This is a genomic window from Kribbella swartbergensis (assembly GCF_054784135.1).
On sequence record NZ_BAAGPM010000008.1, the window covers coordinates 422,406 to 443,262 of the forward strand.

Annotated in this window: 25 protein-coding genes; 11 read left to right on the forward strand and 14 right to left on the reverse strand. The window is 69.4% G+C overall.

The window, feature by feature from the left end:
- Positions 1-142 precede the first annotated feature (142 nt).
- On the forward strand, positions 143-652 hold the full coding sequence (locus tag ACYVOK_RS05720; protein ID WP_460661175.1) for a DinB family protein: 510 nt from the start codon (positions 143-145) through the stop codon (positions 650-652).
- Here the strand turns inward: ACYVOK_RS05720 and ACYVOK_RS05725 are convergent, their stop codons facing one another.
- Genes ACYVOK_RS05725 through ACYVOK_RS05735 form a run of 3 tightly spaced genes read right to left on the reverse strand, consistent with a single transcriptional unit; the run spans position 653 to position 2,137 of the window.
- A complete protein-coding gene (locus ACYVOK_RS05725) occupies positions 653-1,321 on the reverse strand; it encodes a TetR family transcriptional regulator (RefSeq protein ID WP_460661176.1) in 669 nt (222 codons plus the stop codon).
- A complete protein-coding gene (locus ACYVOK_RS05730; protein WP_460661177.1) occupies positions 1,293-1,703 on the reverse strand; it encodes a thiol-disulfide oxidoreductase DCC family protein in 411 nt (136 codons plus the stop codon). The genes ACYVOK_RS05725 and ACYVOK_RS05730 overlap by 29 nt, the downstream gene beginning before the upstream one ends.
- Positions 1,704-1,705: 2 nt before the next feature.
- Positions 1,706-2,137, reverse strand: a complete 432-nt coding sequence (locus tag ACYVOK_RS05735) for a hypothetical protein (protein ID WP_460661260.1) — start codon at positions 2,135-2,137, stop codon at positions 1,706-1,708.
- A 265-nt stretch (positions 2,138-2,402) separates the two neighbouring features.
- On the opposite strand from ACYVOK_RS05735, the gene ACYVOK_RS05740 reads away from it, so the two are divergent.
- The 3 genes from ACYVOK_RS05740 to ACYVOK_RS05750 are packed head-to-tail and all read left to right on the forward strand — an operon-like array spanning position 2,403 to position 5,239.
- Positions 2,403-3,848 carry an ankyrin repeat domain-containing protein gene (locus ACYVOK_RS05740; RefSeq protein ID WP_460661178.1) on the forward strand — a complete coding sequence of 482 codons (1,446 nt, stop codon included), beginning with the start codon at positions 2,403-2,405 and terminating at the stop codon, positions 3,846-3,848.
- Between the two features lie 42 nt (positions 3,849-3,890).
- Positions 3,891-4,394, forward strand: coding sequence for a GNAT family N-acetyltransferase (locus tag ACYVOK_RS05745; protein ID WP_460661179.1), 504 nt, complete (start codon positions 3,891-3,893; stop codon positions 4,392-4,394).
- Positions 4,394-5,239 carry an SCO6745 family protein gene (locus ACYVOK_RS05750; RefSeq protein ID WP_460661180.1) on the forward strand — a complete coding sequence of 282 codons (846 nt, stop codon included), beginning with the start codon at positions 4,394-4,396 and terminating at the stop codon, positions 5,237-5,239. Before ACYVOK_RS05745 ends, ACYVOK_RS05750 begins: the two co-directional genes overlap by 1 nt.
- 2 nt (positions 5,240-5,241) lie before the next feature.
- Here ACYVOK_RS05750 and ACYVOK_RS05755 read toward each other — a convergent pair whose 3' ends face one another.
- Positions 5,242-6,123, reverse strand: coding sequence for a LysR family transcriptional regulator ArgP (locus tag ACYVOK_RS05755; protein ID WP_460661181.1), 882 nt, complete (start codon positions 6,121-6,123; stop codon positions 5,242-5,244).
- A 73-nt stretch (positions 6,124-6,196) separates the two neighbouring features.
- Here ACYVOK_RS05755 and ACYVOK_RS05760 point away from each other — a divergent pair, with 73 nt between their 5' ends.
- Together ACYVOK_RS05760 and ACYVOK_RS05765 are read left to right on the forward strand one after the other, a co-directional pair.
- On the forward strand, positions 6,197-6,793 hold the full coding sequence (locus tag ACYVOK_RS05760) for a LysE/ArgO family amino acid transporter (protein WP_460661182.1): 597 nt from the start codon (positions 6,197-6,199) through the stop codon (positions 6,791-6,793).
- A gap of 14 nt (positions 6,794-6,807) precedes the next feature.
- On the forward strand, positions 6,808-7,608 hold the full coding sequence (locus ACYVOK_RS05765; RefSeq protein ID WP_460661183.1) for an MBL fold metallo-hydrolase: 801 nt from the start codon (positions 6,808-6,810) through the stop codon (positions 7,606-7,608).
- Here the strand turns inward: ACYVOK_RS05765 and ACYVOK_RS05770 are convergent.
- Positions 7,605-8,516, reverse strand: coding sequence for an SDR family oxidoreductase (locus ACYVOK_RS05770; RefSeq protein WP_460661184.1), 912 nt, complete (start codon positions 8,514-8,516; stop codon positions 7,605-7,607). The genes ACYVOK_RS05765 and ACYVOK_RS05770 overlap by 4 nt on opposite strands.
- A gap of 46 nt (positions 8,517-8,562) precedes the next feature.
- Here ACYVOK_RS05770 and ACYVOK_RS05775 point away from each other — a divergent pair, with 46 nt between their 5' ends.
- On the forward strand, positions 8,563-9,255 hold the full coding sequence (locus ACYVOK_RS05775) for a TetR/AcrR family transcriptional regulator (RefSeq protein ID WP_460661185.1): 693 nt from the start codon (positions 8,563-8,565) through the stop codon (positions 9,253-9,255).
- Here ACYVOK_RS05775 and ACYVOK_RS05780 read toward each other — a convergent pair.
- A complete protein-coding gene (locus ACYVOK_RS05780) occupies positions 9,242-10,465 on the reverse strand; it encodes an MFS transporter (RefSeq protein WP_460661261.1) in 1,224 nt (407 codons plus the stop codon). The genes ACYVOK_RS05775 and ACYVOK_RS05780 overlap by 14 nt on opposite strands.
- A gap of 60 nt (positions 10,466-10,525) precedes the next feature.
- Positions 10,526-11,095 carry a DUF4865 family protein gene (locus ACYVOK_RS05785; protein WP_460661262.1) on the reverse strand — a complete coding sequence of 190 codons (570 nt, stop codon included), beginning with the start codon at positions 11,093-11,095 and terminating at the stop codon, positions 10,526-10,528.
- A 102-nt stretch (positions 11,096-11,197) separates the two neighbouring features.
- Here ACYVOK_RS05785 and ACYVOK_RS05790 point away from each other — a divergent pair, with 102 nt between their 5' ends.
- Positions 11,198-12,073 (forward strand): hypothetical protein, encoded by an 876-nt coding sequence (locus ACYVOK_RS05790; protein WP_460661186.1) that lies wholly within the window; start codon positions 11,198-11,200, stop codon positions 12,071-12,073.
- Here the strand turns inward: ACYVOK_RS05790 and ACYVOK_RS05795 are convergent.
- From ACYVOK_RS05795 to ACYVOK_RS05805, 3 genes are read right to left on the reverse strand one after another with little or no spacing between them, the layout of a single operon-like run.
- Positions 12,060-12,458 carry a GNAT family N-acetyltransferase gene (locus tag ACYVOK_RS05795; RefSeq protein WP_460661187.1) on the reverse strand — a complete coding sequence of 133 codons (399 nt, stop codon included), beginning with the start codon at positions 12,456-12,458 and terminating at the stop codon, positions 12,060-12,062. The genes ACYVOK_RS05790 and ACYVOK_RS05795 overlap by 14 nt on opposite strands.
- A complete protein-coding gene (locus tag ACYVOK_RS05800; protein ID WP_460661188.1) occupies positions 12,458-13,444 on the reverse strand; it encodes a pyridoxal-phosphate dependent enzyme in 987 nt (328 codons plus the stop codon). Before ACYVOK_RS05800 ends, ACYVOK_RS05795 begins: the two co-directional genes overlap by 1 nt.
- A 3-nt stretch (positions 13,445-13,447) precedes the next feature.
- Positions 13,448-13,807: a helix-turn-helix domain-containing protein gene (locus ACYVOK_RS05805; protein WP_460661189.1), complete on the reverse strand. Its 360-nt coding sequence runs from the start codon at positions 13,805-13,807 to the stop codon at positions 13,448-13,450.
- A 127-nt stretch (positions 13,808-13,934) separates the two neighbouring features.
- On the opposite strand from ACYVOK_RS05805, the gene ACYVOK_RS05810 reads away from it, so the two are divergent.
- The gene (locus tag ACYVOK_RS05810; RefSeq protein WP_460661190.1) at positions 13,935-14,513 is read left to right on the forward strand and encodes a ClpP family protease; all 579 of its coding nucleotides are present in this window, start codon (positions 13,935-13,937) and stop codon (positions 14,511-14,513) included.
- Here ACYVOK_RS05810 and ACYVOK_RS05815 read toward each other — a convergent pair.
- Positions 14,485-15,654 (reverse strand): trans-sulfuration enzyme family protein, encoded by a 1,170-nt coding sequence (locus ACYVOK_RS05815; RefSeq protein WP_460661191.1) that lies wholly within the window; start codon positions 15,652-15,654, stop codon positions 14,485-14,487. The genes ACYVOK_RS05810 and ACYVOK_RS05815 overlap by 29 nt on opposite strands.
- Before the next feature lie 140 nt (positions 15,655-15,794).
- On the opposite strand from ACYVOK_RS05815, the gene ACYVOK_RS05820 reads away from it, so the two are divergent.
- The gene (locus ACYVOK_RS05820) at positions 15,795-16,292 is read left to right on the forward strand and encodes an Lrp/AsnC family transcriptional regulator (protein WP_460661192.1); all 498 of its coding nucleotides are present in this window, start codon (positions 15,795-15,797) and stop codon (positions 16,290-16,292) included.
- Between the two features lie 2 nt (positions 16,293-16,294).
- Here the strand turns inward: ACYVOK_RS05820 and ACYVOK_RS05825 are convergent, their stop codons facing one another.
- Positions 16,295-17,314, reverse strand: a complete 1,020-nt coding sequence (locus tag ACYVOK_RS05825; protein ID WP_460661193.1) for an LLM class flavin-dependent oxidoreductase — start codon at positions 17,312-17,314, stop codon at positions 16,295-16,297.
- Positions 17,315-17,344: 30 nt separating this feature from the next.
- Complete coding sequence (locus ACYVOK_RS05830) at positions 17,345-17,872, reverse strand: NADPH-dependent FMN reductase (RefSeq protein ID WP_460661194.1); 528 nt, start codon at positions 17,870-17,872, stop codon at positions 17,345-17,347.
- A gap of 162 nt (positions 17,873-18,034) precedes the next feature.
- Here ACYVOK_RS05830 and ACYVOK_RS05835 point away from each other — a divergent pair, with 162 nt between their 5' ends.
- Positions 18,035-20,287: an AAA family ATPase gene (locus ACYVOK_RS05835; RefSeq protein WP_460661195.1), complete on the forward strand. Its 2,253-nt coding sequence runs from the start codon at positions 18,035-18,037 to the stop codon at positions 20,285-20,287.
- Here the strand turns inward: ACYVOK_RS05835 and ACYVOK_RS05840 are convergent.
- Positions 20,284-20,856 (reverse strand): hypothetical protein, encoded by a 573-nt coding sequence (locus tag ACYVOK_RS05840; RefSeq protein ID WP_460661196.1) that lies wholly within the window; start codon positions 20,854-20,856, stop codon positions 20,284-20,286. The genes ACYVOK_RS05835 and ACYVOK_RS05840 overlap by 4 nt on opposite strands.
- Between the last annotated feature and the right edge of the window lies 1 nt (position 20,857).

Here is a 20,857-nt window from a genome sequence, read left to right on the forward strand (position 1 = left end):
CGACTGCTGGCGCACTGTGTTTGCGCTCACCGGCCCGAGGCAGAACTGAGCGGGCCGTCACGAGCAGTCTACGGCACTGGGGGCCGAACCCTCGTCCGTTGTCCACAGGAGACATGTCACACCGGCGCCTAGGGTTCACCTTGTGACTACGGAATCTCGGGTGGATCCACCCACCGCCGCCGGTGAACGCGAACTTCTTCAGGGCTTCCTGGACTTCCACCGCGAGACGCTGCTGTGGAAGATCTCCGGTCTGACCGGCGAGCAGCTGGTTCGGCGCAGCGTCGAGCCGTCCAGCATGTCCTTGATCGGGCTTGTCCGCCACCTCACCGAGGTCGAGCGGTACTGGTACCAGATCTGCCTCGCGCAGCTCCCGGTCACGGCGACGTTCTGGACCGACGAGCACCCGGACGGCGACTTCGACCTCGTCGACGCCGCCGGGGCCGAGCAGGACGTCAGGGACTATCGGGCGATCGTCAAGACCTCCGACGAGCTGATCGCGCGCTACGACCTCGACCACACCTTTCGACGACCCCGGCGCGAGGGCGACTACTCGGTCCGCTATCTCCTCGTCCACATGATCGAGGAGTACGCCCGCCACAACGGCCACGCCGACTTCCTGCGCGAGCGGATCGACGGACTCACCGGCGAGTAGCTACGGCCTGAGCGTGCGGATCAGGCCGACGATGTCGTTCACCACCCCGCGCACCCCCGGGATGCGGGTCAGCCGCAGTAGGCGGTCGACCAGCGGGACCGAGCGGTCGATCAGCGCCTTGGTCCGGCGGAGATCCTCGCTGTCGTCGTGCACCCAGAACAGCACGATGCCCATCTGCATCAGCCACAGCAGCTCGGGCAGCTCCGCCTTCAGGTCGGCCGGCAGCTTGAGGTCCGAACCGCCGACCACCCGGCGGAAGATCTCGACACTCGCCTCCCGGGCGGGCCGCGACTCGTCGCTGAACGGCGACAGCGGGCTCTTCGGGTCCGCCGCGGTCTTGAAGAACGTCCCGGCGAACTCGTGGTACGGCGCCGCCACCTCGAGCCAGGTCCGCAGTACACCGGTCAACCGGGGAACGAACCCGGTCTCCGACGCCAGGATCGACTCGACGGCGTCCCGGTGCTGCTCCTGCAGGTGGTCGTAGTACGCCTGCATCAGGTGCTCTTTGGAGCTGTAGTAGTAGTACGCGTTGCCGACCGACACTCCCGCTTCGGTGGCGATCGCCCGCATCGTGGTCTTGCTGTACCCCTGCTCACGGAACAGCCGCAACGCGGTGGACAGGATCAGCTCCCGGGTCTGCTCACCCTTGGTGGTCGCACTGTCCGTCACATCGGTCAGCGTAGTCACCCCCACTGAAGCGTCGGAGTCCCGCCGCCGCCTGCACCATCGCCCGCGCCACCGGACGCATCGCCGGACTCGCCAGCCGTACGGCGGTGCGCCGGTGCTCCCACGTTGTCCACAGGCACACGATCCACGCCCGGTCGCCGACGTACACGGACCCGTCGTCGGCGACCACCGTCACCTCGCGCAGGGTCGCCGCGTGATCCAGCTCGGGGTAGAGCGCCCGCGCGTCCGCCGACCCCGCCGCGACGAACCTGAGGCGCACCACCCCTCCCTGCCCGTTCGGCGCCGGCCGCTGTGCCGCCAGCCAGTCCTTGAACCGGCGGCACAGACCGCACTCCGCGTCGTACAGGACGGTCAGCTCACGCATGGTCAGTAGCCGAAACGGGTGGGCGGCTCGGTGCCCGTCAGCGCGCCGGCCGGCAGGACGTCGTCCGGCGGAACCGGCGGGTTGGTCATGTCGTCGATCCGGCTGCGCCGGCGGATGGCGTTGAAGATCCAGACGTTCATCAGGTGCAGCCCACCGAGCACCAGCATCACGATGCCGAGCTTCACGCTCAGCTCCTCGAACACGCCGCGAGCGTCCACGACCGCGCTGTCGGTCCGCAGGAACAGCGTCACGAACCCGAGGTTCACCAGGTAGAACCCGACCACGAGCAGCCGGTTCACCGCGTCGGCGAAGTCGTCGTTGCCATGGAACACGTCGACCAGGAAGATCCGGCCGTTCCGGCTCAGCGTGCGGGCCACCCAGATGGTCAGCGGCACCGCGATCGCCAGGTAGATCAGGTACGTCGTCACCGTCATGCTCACCACGTCCTCACCATTTGAACACGTTCAAAACTGTCACGGCCCGAGCGTATGGCGATTTTTTGAACATGTTCAAGTCATCGCGGACGTGAGCTGGGTCTCGTGCCGTGAAGGCTGGGTGAGTTAGCCTTCCGGTAGGCGCTCAGGGTGCCTCCGGTCCGCGGGAAGGGCTCAGCCCACCTGCGTGCGATGCGGTGCAGTGGTTTCCACCTCCTTTCTCGCCTGACGACGCGGACAGCAGGCTCGTAGAGAGGAGGTCGCGATGCCGACCCGGAATCTCCCGAACGACCCGCACCTGGACCACCTGCGCAAACAGGCCAAGACGCTGCTCAAACAGGTCCGTGCCGACGACCCGGAGGCGGTGGCGCTCGCCGCCGAGTTCCATCCGGTCCGGACGCTCGCCGACGCCCAGCTCGTGATCGCGCGGAGCTACGGCTTCCCCAGCTGGCCGCGGATCGTGCGGCATCTCGAGCTGGTCGACCGGTACAGCCGAGCACCGCATCGCCAGCCGATCGGCGGCCCGCTCGGCACCCCTGACCAGCGTGCCGACGAGTTCCTCCGGCTGGCGACCCTGCACTACGGCCAGGACGACCCGGCCCGGCAACGTGCCGCACGCCAACTGCTCGACCGCTTCCCGGAGATTGCCCTCAGCAACATTCACACCAAGGTGGTGGCCGGCGAGCTGGACGCCGTACGGGAGGAACTCCCGCAGCACGCGCGGCAGGAGGGCGGACCGTACCGCTGGGAGCCGTTGCTCTACCTCACCTACAGTCGCCTGGACGCACCGCATCAGGTGGAGATCGCCCGGCTCCTGCTGGAGAACGGAGCCGATCCGAACGCGGGCTATCTGTGGCAGGGTCTGCCGTCGCCGTTCACCGCGTTGACCGGCGTCTTCGGCCGTGGTGAAGGCGATCAGCCGCCGCATCGGGACCGGGTCGAGCTGGCCCGGCTGCTGCTCGACGCCGGCGCCGACCCGAACGACAGCCAGACCATGTACAACTGCGGTCCCGGGCTCCCGCCGTACGACGACGTACACCTGGAGCTACTGCTCGAGTACGGCCTCGGCCGCGGCGACGGCGGACCGTGGCACCACCGGTTGACCTCGGCCCACCCGACCCCGCGGCAACTCCTGGAGGACGAGCTGGTCTTCGCGTCGTCGGAAGGCCTGCTCCACCGGGTCCAGCTGGTGCTTGCCCAAGGCATCGACCCGGACGGACGCGGCACCGAGCATCCGGTGTTCTGCGGGCATCGGGCCTACGAGCTGGCCGCCATCCAGGGGCACACCGAGATCGCCGAGCTGCTCCGTGCTCACGGTGCCGCACCGCTGGACGACGTCCACGAGGTCTTCGCCGCCGCCATGCGCGGTGAGACCCCGGAGGTCAGCGCGGAGCTGGCCGCGCGGGCCGTCGCACGCAACCCGTACCTCCCGATCCGGGCCGGGGAGATCGGCCGGACCGAGGCCCTGGAGCCGTTGCGGACTCTCGGTTTCGACCTCAACGTGATGGGACGCTGCGCGCCGATCCAGCTGGCCGCGTTCAACGGTCACCTCGACACGGTGAAGAAACTCGTCGAACTCGGCGCCGACCCAGACCTGCGTGACCCGTCGTACGGCGGGAACGCGCTGAGCTGGGCCGAACACAACCACCAGCAGGCGGTGGCCGACTACCTCAAGGGCTTGTCGCGAGGAACCGGCAGCAGACGAGGATAGGTGCTTGGCATCGTCCGCCGGTCCGGGTGATCCTATGGCATCATGACTGTGCAGATCAGGAACGCCGACGATACCGACTGGCCGGGCATCTGGCCGTTCTTTCACGACATCGTCACCGCGCGGGAGACGTACGCCTACGATCCAGACCTGACCGAGGAGCAGGCGCGTGCGCTCTGGATGTCGCCCTCGTCCAGTCCACTCAGCCGGACCACGGTCGCGGTGGATGCCGGCGGCGCCGTTCTCGGCAGCGCCAACATGTACCCGAACCGGCCGGGTCCGGGTTCGCACGTCGCCAGCGCCAGCTTCATGGTCGACCCGCTCGCTCGCGGCCAAGGTGTCGGCCGGCTGCTCTGCGAGGACATGATCGACTGGGCCCGGCGGACGGGGTTCCGGGCGATCCAGTTCAACGCCGTCGTCGAGACCAACGAAGCGGCCGTCCACCTCTGGCAGGCGCTCGGCTTCACGATCATCGGCACCGTCCCGGAAGCCTTTCATCACCCCAAGCACGGCTACGTGGGTTTTCACGTCATGCATCGGCCGCTCTGATGGCCGAGCACCGGGCACGGCAGATGTGGAAGACCCTCGAGCCGTTTCACGCGATCACGTACTTCGCCCCGGACACCAGGCGGGAGACCGACGCGTTGGGCCTGCGCGGCGGCTGGATGAGCTACTTCGGCTGCCGGGCCGCTCCACTCGGTCCGGTCGGCCCGGCACTGGTCGCGGCCGTGTTCTACAGCTTCCATCCGTCGATGGTGGCTCGCGCTCTTCCGGACGCCTGGGGGTACGCGTCGCCGGTCCAGTTGCTCGACGCCCGGTTGCGGGCCGTCGATTCCGCCGTACGGCGAATCTTCCCTGGTACGACGTTTCGTCGCGCGGCCGAGGTGGCTCGTCGGGCCGCCGAGTCGACGCCGGTCGCGGGCAGACCGATCGCGGCGGCCAACGCGGCCCTGGAGTGGCCGGACGAACCGCACCTCGCACTGTGGCAGGCAACGACGGTCCTGCGAGAGTCGCGAGGCGACGGGCACGTCGCCGCACTCGTCGCCGCGGGGCTGAGTCCGTGCCAGGCGTGCGTGACGATCTCGGCCGCCGGCGGACCGTCGAAGGAGGTGTTCCAGGTCAATCGACGCTGGAGCGACGACGACTGGGCCGCCGCGGAGGACGACCTTCGCAGCCGTGGCCTGCTCGACTCGGCCGATGCACTGACGGCGGCCGGTCGGGAACTCCGGCAACAGGTGGAGGCCACCACGGATGCGCTGGCCGATCAAGGCTGGCGGGCCCTGGGTGACGAGCTGACGACCGAACTCCACGATCTCGTGCGTCCGTTGAGTGCGACGCTGATGTCGTCGGGTCTGATCCCACCCGACAATCCGATGGCGATGCGCTGGGACTGAGGTCAGCGGAGGCCCTTCGACGCCGCTCGGAGTACGGCTGCGGTGAGAGCGTCGAGGAGGGCGGACTGCAGCTTCCAGTGCTGCCAGTAGAGCGGAACGTCGATGTATTTGCCGTGGGCAACTTCCACCAGGCGGCCGGCGGCGAGATCCGGCTGGGCGACCTCGTCCTCGATCATGCCCCAGCCGAGCCCGATCCGGACGGCCTGGTGGAACGCGCCCGGCGCCGGGACCGCGTGGGTCGGCGGGTCGAGTTTGCGCCGGGTCACCTTGCGGATCAGCCGGTGCTGCAACTGGTCCTTGCTGTTGAACACGATCATCGGCGCCTCGGCGAGCGCGTCCGGCAACGGCTTCCCGGTCAGCCAGCGCCCCGCGTACTCGGGTGTGGCGACCGGCAGGTACCGCATCTTCCCCAGCGGTACGACGCGGCACCCCTGTACCGGACGTGGATCGGCTGTCACCGCGGCCAGGACCGTGCCGTTGCGGAGGAACTCGGCGGAGTGCTCCTCGTCCTCCTGATGGACGACGAACCGCGCCGCGTGACGCTCGGACAGGTCGAGCATCGCGGGCAGGAACCAGTTGTTCAGCGAGTCCGCGTTGACCGCGATCGGCAGCCGAAGGGTGTCGGCCCGGCCGCGGACCGCCGCGATCGCCTCCAACTCCAGCAGCGACACCTGCCGGGCCAGCCGCAGGAGAGCCTCGCCGGCCTCGGTCGGGCGCGCGGGCTTGCCACGCATCACGACCACCTGACCAAGCCGACTCTCCAACGCCTTGATGCGCTGACTCACGGCCGACGGCGTGATGTTCAGCCGCCGCGCCGCCGCGTCGAAGCTGCCTTCGTCGACCACGGCCGCGAAGGTGTCGAGCTGTGCGGAATCGAGCTGCATGATGAAGCCATGCTAATGCAGCTTCGCAATCTTTAGCTGGCTTGAAGCAGCGCAGCTGCCTACCGTCGAAGGCATGCCCCTGCTTGCCGGCTTCGCCACGACCCTGTCCCTGATCATCGCGATCGGAGCGCAGAATGCCTTCGTGCTGCGCCAGGGCCTGCGCCGCGAGCACGTCCTGCCGGTGGTGCTGGTCTGCTCGCTGTCCGACGCCCTGCTGATCTCCAGCGGCATCGCCGGTCTCGGGGCGCTGCTCACCCGGAGCGAGTTGGCCCTCGACATCGCCAAGTACGGCGGCGCCGCCTTCCTCTACGTCTACGCCGCCTTCGCCGCGAAACGTGCCTTCAGGCCCGGCTCGATCAGCCCGGCCGACCACGCTCCCACCGCGCTCCGCAGCGTCCTGCTCACGTGTCTCGGCTTCACCTACCTCAACCCGCACGTCTACCTCGACACCGTGGTCCTGCTCGGCTCCCTGGCGAATCAACGCGGCACCGACGGCCGCTGGATCTACGGCCTCGGCGCCGTCACGGCGTCCTTCACCTGGTTCTTCTCCCTCGGCTTCTTCGCGCGCAAGCTCACGCCGTTGTTCGCCCGCCCCCGCGCCTGGCAGATCCTCGACTCCGGGATCGCCGTCCTGATGGCCGGCCTGGCCACCTGGATGCTCCTCGACTGACTCAGACTGTCCGGGTGGACGTGACGGTGTTGTGTGACGCGGTGGCGGTGTTTCCGGAGAGCATCGAGGACGCGCTGCCCGGGTGGGGTGCTGAGCACGCGGAGTGGACGTCGACGGTGATGCCGGGGAACGTTCGGGCTGCGGGGTGGTGGCTCCACTTCCACAGCTACCTGCTGACCGGTGAGGCCGGTGTCGTGCTGGTCGACGCCGGTGTGGGACCGGCGGGTGGTGAGGCGGCCGAATGGCTCGGCGTCAGCGGACGCTTGCCCCGACTGCTGGAGAAGGTGGGGGTTCAGGACAGCGACGTCGACACCGTGGTGCTGACGCACGTCCATCTGGACCACGTGGGCTGGAGCGCGGAGGGCGACCGGCCGCGATTCGGGAACGCGGAGTACGTCGTCCAGCGGGACGAACTCGAGCACGTTCGCGGCGGAACGACGTACGAGCGGATGATCCGGCCGATCGTCGAGGCCGGTCAGCTCAGGGTCGTGGACGGTGAGACCAGGCTGCGCGGGATGCGGCTGCTGCCCACACCGGGGCACACGCCCGGGCACCAGTCGGTGGTGACCGTGCGGGCCGTGCTCGGCGGCGACGTACTGGTGCACCCGGCGCAGGCTCGCTGGCCCGAGCTCATCTACGTGTACGAGCGGGATCCTGAGCGTGCCGTGACGTCGCGGCGGGAGATCCTCGCGCTGGCGGCCGCGTCGGGGATCCCGATCGCGGCCGCACACCCGCATGCGGCGCTGACCGGCGACGTCCGTCCGCTGCCGACTCCTGGTGACGGCCCCGGCACCTGTCCGCCGTACAAGCTCTAGCGGTAGCCGGTGGTGTCGGCCGGTTTGCCGGGGTCCTGGACCTCGACGATGTAGCGCCACGCGTCCGGCCGGCTGCCGTCCAGATCGGTGAACCCGTAGATCTTCGCGAGTTCGCCACTCGAGGTGGACCTGCCGTTCCAGCGCCGTACGTCGGGATCCGCGGCCAGGGCCGCTACCGCGCGGCCGACGTACGACGGGCTCTCCGAGATCGCGAAGTGCGGGATCCGCTCCGTCGCGTCCCGCCAGTTCTCCTCGGTCACGCCGAACCCTTCGAGCATCGCCTCCGACCGGAGCCAGCCGGGCGTCAGCAGAACGGCGGTCGCCGCGTACTTGTCGAGTTCGTGCGCGAGCGCGAACGCGATCCGGCTGACCGCGCCCTTGGCCAGGTCGTAGAAGAACGAGACGCGGTAGTTCTCCGCGTTGTACTCGTTCGTGCCGTCGGTCATCTCGACGACCAGGCCGCCCGGTGACCTGATCAGCAGCGGCAAGGCGAAGTGGCTGGTGATCACGTGCGTGTCGACACCGAGCCGGAGCAGCCGCAGGCCGTCGTGGAGGTTGCTCTCCCAGACGGTCTTGTCCCACTCCGGTTCGCTGAACTGACCCCAGATGTCGTTGACCAGGATGTGCAGCGCACCCTGCTCGCGGTCGATCCGCTCGACGAGTGCGCGGACCTGCTCCGGATCCAGGTGGTCCACCGGTACGGCGATGCCATGACCGCCGGCCGTGTCGACCAACTCGGCGGTCTCCTCGATCGTCTCCGGCCGGTTCATCTCCGACCGCGTGGATCGAGTACTGCGACCGGTCACGTAGACGGTCGCGCCCGCGGCGCCGAGCTGGACCGCGATCCCCCGCCCGGCCGCCCTGGTCGCACCCGCGACCAGCGCCACCTTCCCCGCCAACGGCTTCATACGCCCTCCTTTTCCATACGCTGTATGGTTATGTACCATACGGCGTATGGTTAATGCTGGCAAGCGGCCCGGGCGGCCTCGCGCCGGCGAGGAGCGGCTGAGCCGGGAAGCGATCCTGACTGCGGCGCTGCGGATCGTCGACGACGAGGGCATCGACGCCCTCACCATGCGGCGGCTCGCCTCGACCCTCGGGGTCAACCCGATGTCGCTCTACCACCATCTGCCGAACAAGGCGGCCGTCCTGGCCGGCCTCGCGGAACTCGTCTTCGCCGACCTGGAGCAGCCGGATCCGGGTGACTCCGTGCCGTGGCAGGAACAGCTGAAGGACGCCGCGCGGGCGTATCGCAACGCGCTCCGGGCGCACCCCAACCTCGCCCTGCAAGTGTTGTCCGACACCTCTGCCGTGTCAGGGGTGGTGGTCGTGACCGTGGAGCCGTTCTACCGCGCCCTCGACCGGGCCGGCCTGTCGCCGCGGCAGATCTTCGAGTCGGTGAACACCCTCATCGATTTCGTCCACGGCTTCCTGCTCGGAGAGTCGGCGGTCCGCTCGGAGACCTTCGACCTGGCTCCGGACCTGCTCGCCCGCGTCCAGGCTCTTCCCGCGGGCAAGGCACCTACTCTCGCCCGCGTGGTCGGCGAACTCGGACCCGAGGGGCTCGCCTACGACTTCGACAGCGGCTTCGAATCCGGGCTGACCGTCCTGACCGCCGGCTTCGCCGCCACCGTCAGCGGCCGATAGCGCGGGGCACCGAACGCTGTGCCGCCGGCAGGGCGAACGGTACGACGATCGCCGTCAGCAGCACCGGGACGGTCAGGGCGGCGACCAGGATCGACAGGCTGAACCACAGCGACCCGACCGCGAACCCGGCGTACACCGCGACCGCGAAGACCTCGGCGAAGAAGCCGGACACCGACGTCACCGTGGCCCGGGCCGGACCGGTGATCGAGTCCTGCAGCCGCGCCTCCGCGACCACGATCACCAGCTGCATCACGCCGTACCCGATCCCGATCGGGACGAAGCCCCAGGCCGTGCCACTGAGCGCGCCCCAGGCGATCAGTCCCGCCGTCGCGCCGAGCCCGATCCCGAATGTTGCTGCTGGCAACTTGTACGCCGGGCCGGCGAGCGCGCTGCCGATCGCCTGAGCCGCGACGGTGCCCGCGATCAGCAACGGCACCAGGGTGGTGGAAGCGCCGGCGTCCCTGGCGAGCAACGGGAAATACTCGTCGAACGCCAGGAAGCCACCGAGCAGGGCCACCAGCGCGACCGCTCGCCGGACAGCCCGGCTGGTCAGCGCTTCGGTCACTCCGGACCGCAGCATGGACCAGTACTCGGCGAGCGCGGCCCGGGTCGAGGTCGGTTGCGGCTCGTCCTCGTCCGGCTGAGCCGGCTCGACCGGTGGAGCCTCCGGGAGGGTCAGCGCGACAGCGGCCTGAACCAGGCAGCTGAGAACGCTGACGACACCGGCGAGGACGTACCCGCCGAGATCGAACAGCGGTGCGGCCAAGGCGGTCGCGGCCAGGTTCGCGATCAGCGCTGCGGACCTCGCGCGGCCGAGCAGACCGGCGTACTTGTCGGTGCGGTCGCGGGCGGCCAACTCGTCGTACACGAAGGCCTCGAACGTGCCGGAGATCAGCGCGGACGACATACCCCACAGGACGAAGCCGAGCGCGAAGCCGGCGAACGACGGCACCGTGATCCAGGCGGCGTACCCGAGTGCGCTGATCAGCGCACCGAGGACCAGCAGCTTGCGCCGCGAGTACGTGTCGGCCCAGGCGCCCGACGGCACCTCGAGGACGAACGCGGTCGTCGACCAGATGACGAACAGGATCGAGATCTCGGCCGGCGACAGGCCGTGGTCGGAGAAGAGCAGCTGGTACAGCGGATACAGCGGGATGAAGTCCTGCAGCGCCTCGTACGCGACGATGCGGCTGGACAGGCTCCTCGGCAGGCGGTCAGTGCGTCAAAGGTGCGGGCTCGGGTACCTCATGTCTCACAAGATACGAGGAAATCACCGCCCGAGCAGGTCCTTTCTTCCGGGTGTGGACAGGTGCAGAACCTGGTACCGCGTGCCAGGCACCGGACCCGGCTCCGGCGAACTCCACAGCGTGAACTGCACCACCTCCCAGCGCGCCGGATCCACTGCGATCGCGGAGCTGTAGACGCCCGCGAGTCCGGCGGACTTCTGCAGCGTCTCGCGAGCTTCTGCCACCGGCGCGGCCGGGTCCACGTCGGGCGGCAACTGCCACGTGTGCTTGGTCGCACTCAACGCCGGCAGATCCACGTCCGGCCCGGCCAGCGCCTCCACGCCGGTCCAGCGCCGCACCGGAGGCCGGCCGAAGGACCCGCAAATCGCCGTGAAGAACCCACCACCCCAGAGAAACCGGCCCATCCCGGCCGAGTCGTTCCACAGGTAGAACGGCGCGTACTGATTCACCATCGCCCCGTTCGCCCGGTCCTGAATCAGATACGCCTTGATCCCCAGCCCGTCGAAGTCGTCCAGCCGATGCCCGGTCGTCTCCACCCGCCGCCGAATGATCCCCATGTCGTATTCGGTCGGCAACGACACCTCGTACTGCATCGCATCCACGGCGCACCCTTTCGTTGGACGTCGCCGAACATACTAGTAGGTACAGACGAAATTGGAGAGCGCGCCGGCCCGGGCATCGGTCAGAGTGGGGCGATGGGTGATGTGATCGGCCGGGTTTGGGCGAAGTTGCCGGCGGGGTGCCGGGACGCGTTGGTCGACGGGTTGAGTCCGTCGGATCTGCAGTCGGTGCTGCTGGACGTGAGTCGGGCGCGGGCGGCGAAGGTGACGCCGGCACGGCTGATGCAGCGGTGGCAGCAGGACCGGTTCGTGCGGCCGTCGCCGAGCGATCCGCGGGAGCTTGTGAAGACGCAGCAGCGGCTGTGGGAGCTGTTGCCGGAGCGGTTCGACGGTGTCGAGTTGTCGCCGGTGACGCCGCTCGGGACGTGTTCTGCGATCTCCACCATCAACCAGCATCAGGTGCTGACCACGACGCGCAGTACCGAGGTTGCCAGTGATCCGACCAACGAGCTCGCCATCGAGGCCGCCGTACGGCGGCGCGGCGGTCAGGCGAGGGTGGACCTGGCCGCGTGCCAGCGTGTCGTTCGCGCCCAGGCGGTCGACGGCCCGGGGATGTTCGCGCACTTCCAGTTGTTCGTGCTGGTGTCGAGTGCGCGGGACACCGGCTCGGGGCGGACCGAGGCCGAGATGCTGATCGACCACCTGCGGTTCTGGCACGACGTACTGGGTGACGGGGCCGAGCTGACCTTCACCACGTTCACGCCCTCCGTGGTGCGGGAGCGGATCGACGACACCGTCCGCCCGGCGCTGAAGACCGACCTTGTCGAGGACACCGAGCGGACCAAGGGTGCGAACTACTACTCCGGTACGGCGCTCGGCATCGACTGCAACGGGTCCGGACTGGGCGACGGCGGCTTCACCACGTGGACCGCGGACCTGCTCGGCGACGCGAAGGAGCGCTGCCTCACCTCCTGCATCTCGACCGAACGGCTGACCGCTATCTCAGCCTGAGCAGACCCGCGTCGGTCGGCCGGAACCCGCAGGAGTCGATGTAGAAGGCGGTCAGGTGCGGCTCGTAGTCCACATGCAGCCATTCGCACCCGGCCGCCTTCGCCTCCTCCGCTGCGGCGAGCACCAGCCGCTTCCCGATGCCCTGCCGGCCGTGATCCGGATGGACGGCGGTGTCGAGCACGAACGCGTGTGCACCGCCGTCCCAGCACACCTGCACGAACCCGACCAGCTGATCGTTGTCGAAGGCACCCACCCAGGTCAGCGCCCACCGCTCCAACCGCTCGCGCCACGCCTGCACCTCGACCTCGGCACCGAAGGCGAGCGCATGCAGCGTCGACAACTCCCGCTCGTCCACCGGGAACCGCACCACCAACTCCACCGGCATCACGGCACCGCCGCCTCGGTGTTGATGAGGACGACGGTGCTGTCGGGGGTGAGGTCGAGGCGGTCGCGGGCTGCTCGGAGGCCGGCCAGGGTCGCGGCGCCACTGGGGCCGGACGAGATGCCGGCCGACTGCAGGTCGGCGACTGCTTGCAGAGCCGCGTCGTCGTCGACTGTCACGGCGTAGTCGAGGCCTGACCGCAGTACGGGGTAGGCGAGGCTGGACGCCGTGCCGCAGTTCAGACCGGCCATCACTGTCTTGCCGGTGGGCACGGTGACCAGCTCATCTGCCAGGAGGCTCGTGGTGACGCAGGAGGCGCTGGCAGGCTCCACGCCGAGCAGGGCAGGAGTGGACCGACCGCTCCGGTAGTGGGTGACCGCTGCCTGAGCTACGGACCCCACACCCATCGGTACGACGACCAGGTCAGGCGCTACGTCGATCTCCCGGAACAGAGTGGAGTAGCCGTCGACGATGTGCTGCGGGATCACCTCGTACCCAGGCCACGCGGAGTCCTGGATCAGCAGCCCGTTGTCCACTGCGTACGACGCTGCCTCGGCGACCGCGGCGTCGTACGAGTCAGGTACGACAGTCACCGTCGCACCCTCGGAGCGGATGGCGTCGATCGCCTCATCACTCACCACATGCGGGACGAACACATGGGACGGCAGACCGAGCATGGCGGCCCGGCGTGCGACCGCCCGGCCGTGGTTGCCGTCGGTCGCGGTGACGAGCTCCACCGGTCCGGAGTGGTCCTGGAGCGCGCGGTGGATCGCCCACCACGCGCCGAGCGCCTTGAAGGCGGGCAGGCCGAGCCGCTGCGACTCGTCCTTCACCAGCACCTGCCCGACACCCAGCTCCGTTGCCAGCGACGGCACCGGTGTCAGTGGAGTCGGACGGTATCCGGACAGGCTTTGGTGGAACGCCAGCACCTCGTCCGGCGCCGGCGACGTACGCCAGGCGCGTGCGCCCGGATTGTCGTACCAGCGCACGACCTAGGCGACCAGGCAGAACGCCTCGGCGGAGCCGGAGTACGCACGCGGGGCCGAGGTGATCCGCTGCGGGGCCTGCCTCTCCTCGACCCGGATCGCGGCGGTCTGGAGGCGGATCGGCAGCGTGGACCGGACCGCGGTGGCCAGGTCGAACTGCACCTCGGCGAGCAGGTCGCTCAGCTCGAGGTCCAGCGCCCGGCAGATCGCGGCGAGGATCTCGGACGACGGCTCCTTGCGGCCGCGCTCGATCTCGGACAGGTAGGGCACCGACACCTGAGCCAGCTCGGCGAGCTCGCGCAGGGTGATCCCCCGCTCACGCCGCAGCCGGCGGAAGACGTTCCCGATCACCTGGCGTAGCAACACGTCTGGCCCTCCTCGCCTCCGGATGTCCTGTACCGAGTGTGCCATCCCGGTGAGGTCTGCGGTGGGCAGATCTGCCATGGGCAGATTCATGGGCGTTCCCGTGGCCTGCGGCAGCAGGCTGGACGACATGAGCCAGCCGCAGCTTCCGAACTCCCTCGACACCCACATCTACCAGCGTCTGCTCTGGCAGCGCATCCTCGTACTCGGCGACGAGATCAAGGACGAGAACGCCAACGCCCTGTGCGCGCAGCTGCTCCTGCTGAACGCCGAGGATCCGAAGGCGGACATCTCGCTCTACATCAACTCCCCCGGTGGATCGGTGTCGGCCGGTCTGGCGGTTCTCGACACGATGAACTTCATCAGCAACGACGTCGCGACGTACGGGATGGGCCTGGTCGCCTCGATGGGCCAGGTGCTGCTGACGTGCGGCGCGCCGGGCAAGCGGTACGCGCTGCCGCACGCCCGGATCATGATGCACCAGCCGACCGGCGGCATGGGTGGTACGGCGTCCGACATCAAGACCCAGGCCGAGCAGGCGATCAAGGCCCGCGAGGACCTGGCGAAACTGATCAGTGACCGCACCGGTCAGCCGGTGGACCGGATCACGACCGACTTCGACCGCGACCGCTGGTTCACCGCGGACGCGGCCCGCGACTACGGCATCATCGACCGGGTTCTCACCCGGCCGGTCGCCGTACCTGCCTGAAGGCCTGCTGCAGGTCGGCGGTCAGGTCTTCGGGGTCTTCGAGGCCGAGGCTGAGACGGAGGAGCCCGGCCGGAGGCTTGGCCTCGGGAGCTACCAGCCGGTGGGTGAGGGCGGCGGGGTGCTGAATCAAGGTGTCCACGCCGCCTAGAGACACCGCGTGGGTGATGAGCTTCAGCTCGCCGGCCACGCGGGCCGCGGCGTCGTACCCGCCGTTCACGCTGAAGGCGACGACCGCACCCGGACCGGCCTGCTGGCGGCCGATCAGCTCCTGCGGGTCGGACAGACCCGGGTAGTACACCGCCTCGACGGCCGGCTGAGCGGAGAGCCAGTCCGCCACCTTCAGAGCGGTCGCCTGCTGCGCCCGCACTCGCACCGGCAGCGTCTGCAGTCCCCTGTGCAGTTCGTACGCCGCCAACGGGTGCAGCAGGCCACCGGTCACAGCCCGGATCCGGCGGAGCCGGGCGATCCAATCCACGCCGGCCGCGACGACGCCACCCATGACGTCGCCGTGGCCGCCGAGGTACTTCGTTGCCGAGTGCAACACCAGGCTCGCCCCGTGACGAGCCGGTTGCTGCAGCACCGGGGTCGCGAACGTGTTGTCCACAAGCACCGGTACGTCGCCCGCCTGCCGGACCACAGCCGCGATGTCGACCAGGTCCACGGTCGGGTTCGCCGGCGTCTCCACGATCACCAGCCCGGTCTCCGGCCGGATCGCCGCCGCGATCCCGGTCGCCGTCGCCCAGGTCACCGTCGTACCCAGGAGGCCTGTGGACAACAGGTGGTCCGAGCCGCCGTACAAGGGGCGTACGGCGACCACGTGCGGACGACCGGCGGCCACGGTCGCGAGCAGACACGCGGTGAGCGCGGCCATGCCGGACCCGAACGCGACCGCGCCGTCGGTGTACTCGAGTTCCGCCAGGGCGTCCTCGAACCGGGCGACGGTCGGGTTCCACAGCCGCTGGTAGACGAGGCTGCCGCCGTCCGGGCCGTTGCCCTGGCTGAGTTCGTCGTACGACGTCCCGCCGGCGGCCACCCCGGGCAGCGGATAGGTGGTGGACAGGTCGATCGGCGGGACGTGCACGCCGAGCGCGGTCAGGTCGTCGCGGCCGGCGTGCACCGACCGGGTGTCGAGCTGGGTCATGCCTGCCTCCTCGGCTGAACTGGCTGCTCGGCGCCGAGGATGGAATCTTCTGCAGATCCGATGCAAGGGATCCGAAGAAAATTCATCCACAGGGTCATCCACACGCTGTGGATTCTGTGGAGGAGCCCTACAGTGGTGTCATGCCGAAGGATCGTCGGAGCCCGGGGCCGGCGCCGCGCGCGGTCCCCGGCGGGCTCGACGAGGTCGATCGGGAGCTGGTCCGGCTGCTGACCGCCGACGGCCGGATGCCGAACAACGCACTCGCGGAGGCGACCGGCATCGCTCCGTCGACGTGCCTGATGCGGGTGCGGTCGCTGCGGGAACGCGGGGTGATCCGCGGCTTCCACGCCGACGTGGACCTGGCCGCGCTGGGTCAGCCGTTGCAGGCTCTGGTCGCGGTGCGTATCGGGGCGCACTCGCGCGACGAGATCGACCGCTTCCGGACGAAGGTGCCGCAGCTACCGGGCGTGCTGTCGCTTTTCCACGTCAGCGGCGCGAACGACTACCTGCTGCACGTGTCCGCGGCGTCGCCGGACGCGCTCCGCGAGTTCGTCCTCGACCATCTGACCGCCGATCCGGCGGTCGTGCACGCCGAGACGAGCTTGATCTTCGAGCATGTCCGCGGTGCGGGAGTCTGAACCTAGCGGGGGTCGAGACCCCAGGCCTTCGCCAGCTGGGTGAACGAGTTGCGGCGTTCGGCGGGGTCGTGGATGTTCGTGGTGATGATGAGTTCGTCGGCGTCGGCGGACTTGGCGCGACGGGCCAGGTCGGCGGCGACCTGGTCGGGGGTGCCGACGGAGACCAGGCCGGACCATTCTTCGACGGCGGCGCGCTCGGCGTCGGTCCAGGGGTAGGCGGCGGCTTCCTCGGGCGACGGCAGCGGCCCGGGACGGCCGGAGCGGAGCCGCAGCATGGACAGGGCGTTGGCCTGAGCCAGTTGCTGGGCGCGCTCCTCGGTGTCGGCCACGATCGCGGCCAGCGCGAGGATGACGTGCGGCTCCGACTGGTGGTCCGACGGCTGGAAGTTCTCCCGGTACGCCGCGATCACGCCGGCCGGGTCCAGCGTGCCGAAGTGACCGGCGTACGCGAATCCTGTTCCGAGTGCGGCCGCCGCCTGACCGCCGTACGTGCTGGAACCGAGAATCCAGACCGGGGGCAGCGGTACGTCGTCCGGTTGCGCCGAGATCGGCGCGAATGGGTGGCCGGCCGGGAACCCCTCGGCGTATGCGCGGAGTTCGGCGTACTGCTCGGGGAAGTCGTCCGCGCCGAGCGCCTCGCGGCTGCGGCGCAGGGCAAGCGCGGTGCGCTGGTCGGTGCCGGGTGCGCGGCCGATGCCGAGGTCGATGCGACCGGGATGCAGACCAGCCAGCACGCGGAACGTCTCGGCGACCTTCAACGGGGAGTGGTTAGGCAGCATGATTCCGCCGGAGCCGACCCGGATGGTCGAGGTGGCCGCGGCGACGGCCGCGATCATCACCTCGGGGCTCGTGCTGACCACGCTCGGGATGTTGTGATGCTCCGCGAGCCAGTAGCGGTGATAGCCGACGGTCTCGGCGGTCCGCGCCAGTTCGAGCGTCTCGTGCAGCGCCTGGGACGGACGCGAACCCGTCGGCACCGGCGAGAGGTCGAGCACGGACAGCGGCATGGGTTCGGCACTCACGTCGAACCACCAACCATCCTCGTCCGCCGGCTATTCCGGGTACGGCGTGTGGTCGCGGGCGTCCCGTAGCGGTCTGGCCCACCAGGCGAGCTGCTCGAGCAAGGCCGACGCGGCACCCGGTGTGGTGTGATCGGTCGGCTCGCCGTCCGGGGTGAAGTCGGATTCGTGGAAGCCGAGGGTGTCGCGGATCGTGACCGCGTGAAGTTCGCCGAAGACGAGGCGGAGTTGCTCGGCGGCGCGCAGTCCGCCGGATCGGCCGCCGTACACGACGAACGCGATCGGCTTCCCGTACCAGGGCCGCCGGACCGCGTCGATCGCGGTCTTGAGGTCGCCGGGGTACGCGTGGTTGTACTCGGCCGTCACGATCACGGCGGCGTCGGCCTCGTCGATGCGGGCGGGCAGGTCGTGGAGGGGTACGGCGCTCAGGTCGATCAGGTCGAGTTTGAAGTCGTCGTTCCGTTCGACCTCGCGGGCGAACCAGCGGGTGACCAGGGTGCCGAAGCGGCCGGCGCCGACGTTGCGGGTGAGCAGGGCCAGCCGCAGCGGATGAACGGTCACGTCGGCGACGCTAGTACCTCAACACGACTTGAGGTCAAGGCGATCCGGACAGCGGTACAGAAAAGCCGGGTGACGGGATAAAATCAGGGATTTGTGGCTGCCACCGGAGGAAATCCAGAAATGCCCTCTGGGAACCAACGGGTCGCATTTTATCACAAGGGGTTGGAATTGCCGAATCCGGTCGAGGCCGAGCAGGTTCACCTGACGACTTTCTACGCCGCGCTGGACGCCGAGCGCGAGCGCGCCGAGGACCGCACGCGCGACGAGCAACTGGTCCAGACCCGCAACGCCCAGGCCCTGCACCAGCGCGACGGCCGGATCCGCGACCTGAACGCCCGGCTGGCCCGGCTCAACTCGGCCGAGGAAGGCCTGTACTTCGGCCGGCTGGACGACGTCAACGGTGAGACCCTGCACATCGGCCGGATCGGACTGCACGACGCCGACTACGAACCGTTGCTGATCGACTGGCGCGCCCCCGCCGCCCGGCCCTTCTACATCGCCACCGCGGTCGCGAACGAGGGCGTGGTCCGGCGCCGGCACATCCAGACCCGGCTGCGCACGGTGATCGACGTCCAGGACGAGCAACTCGACCTGGACCGGGACGCGCCGGACGCGTCCAAACCCGGGACCGGCGTGATGGGCGAGGCCGTCCTGCTGAAGACCCTGGACGCCCGCCGGACCGGCCGGATGGAGTCGATCGTGCAGACGATCCAGGCCGACCAGGACCGGATCATCCGCTCGGAACTGCCCGGCATCCTGGTCGTCCAGGGCGGCCCGGGAACCGGCAAGACCGCGATCGCACTGCACCGCGCGGCGTATTTGCTGTACACGCACCGGGAACAACTCGAAAAGCGCGGAATTCTGGTGGTCGGGCCGAATCCGGCGTTCCTGCGTTTCATCGGCGAGGTGCTGCCGTCGCTCGGTGAGGACGGTGTCCGGCTGGTCACGATCGCGGAGTTGTACCCGGGCCTGAACGCGACCCGGCCGGAGCCCGCGGAGACCGCGGAGGTCAAGGGCCGCGCGGTGATGGCCGAGGTGATCGCCAAGGCGGTCGCCGACCGGCAGTGGGTGCCGGACCGGCCGATCCAGGTGACCGTCGACCGGACCGTGCTCCGCCTGGACCCCGAGGTCTGCCTCGAGGCGCGGGAGCGGGCTCGCCGCCGCCATCTCACCCACAACCAGGCGCGGCCGAGGTTCCTGAACGAGATCGTCGACTTCCTGACGAACCAGTTCGCCGACCTCATCGGTGCCGACCCACTCGGCGGTGAGAACCTGCTCGACGACTACGACCGTGCGGAACTCCGCAAGGAGGTCCTCGCCGAGCCGGCCGTGCAGGCGCTGCTCGATCAGCTCTGGCCGCTGCTCACTCCGCAGCAGCTGCTCGAGGACCTGTACGGCGACGAGGACCGGCTGGCCCTGGCCGCGCCGCAGTTGAGTGTGCTGGAGCGGGAACATCTGCTGCGCTACGGCGACGACTGGAGCCCGTCCGACGTACCGCTGCTCGACGAGGCGGCCGAGTTGCTCGGGGACGACGGCCGGGAGGCGGAACGTGAGCGGCAGGCACGGGCACGGGCGATCGCGTACGCACAGGGGTCGCTGGACGTGCTGACCGGCTCGGCGTCGACGGACTACGACGAGGACGACGAGGCGGAGGTCCTGACCGCGAAGGACATTCTCGACGCCGAGATGCTCGCGGACCGGTTCGAGGCGGACGACGACCGGACGCTGGCCGACCGCGCCGCTGCCGATCGCCGGTGGACGTACGGTCACGTGATCGTGGACGAGGCGCAGGAGCTGACGCCGATGGCGTGGCGGGCGATCGCGCGGCGGTGCCCGTTGCGGTCGATGACCATCGTCGGCGATGTCGCACAGACCGGTGCCGTCGGCGGCGGGACGAGCTGGGAGGGCGCGCTCGGTTCGACGTTCGGCGATCGGTGGCGGCTGGCCGAGCTGACGCTGAACTACCGCACCCCGGCAGAGGTGATGGAGTTGGCCGGCGACGTACTCCGCGAGGTCGATCCGCGGGCGAAGCCACCACGGTCGGTGCGGTCGACCGGGATGAAACCCTGGCACGCGGACATCGCGGCCGCCGACCAGGCGGCGTACGTCCAGAAGGTCGCCGCGGAGGAGACGCAGCACGGGCACGTCGGCGTCATCACGTCGCGGAGCCGTCTCGAGTTGGTGCAGGAGGCTGTGGCTCACCTGAGCGACGTCACGGTGCTGAGCGCAGCGGGGGCGAAGGGCCTCGAGTTCGACTCCGTCCTGGTCGTGGACCCCGACGGCATCCTGATCGAGTCACCCCGCGGTCTGCGCGATCTGTACGTCGCTCTGACGCGGTGCACCCAGCGCCTCGGGGTGGTCGGGCCGCTTCCCGACGTATTGCGTTCCTCAGCAGCGTGGGACGACCGGCGTTAGTGGTCGGCGCAGCACTTCTGCTGGTGCTGGAGTTCGAACGGGATGAGGAGGTTGCCGGCGGCCGGTTGGAGTTGGAGGACCAGGCGGCCGGCGCGACGCAGGGGGCGGAGGAAGTCCCGGGTGTCGACCAGGGCGTCGTCGGCGACCGGACGACCGCCGACGACCTCCAGGTGGTCGATGCCGCAGCGGGTGCGGAGATCCACGGCCGGCAGGACACCGCGGGCCTGCTCGTGTCCAGGCCAGCGGACCGCGCGTCCCGCCGTACCCAGAGCCGCTTCGACGGCGGCGACGTACGCGCCCCGGACGAGCTGACTCGGGCCCGACAGCTCCGGCTCGGACGCACCCGGGCGGGTGATCGCGAGACCGGCGGTCCGGTCGGTGAAGTGGCCGCGGACGTCGTCGGCCAGGTCCGCCGCGCTCATCAGCGAGACGGCGACGTGCGGGCGGTCGCCGCCTGACACCATGTGGGTGCAGGCGACGACCGGCTGGTCCACGACCTCGAGCAGTTCGTACAACAGATGGTCGGCCTCGGCCGTGTCCCAGCTGTCCGCGTCGATCGCGATGATCATC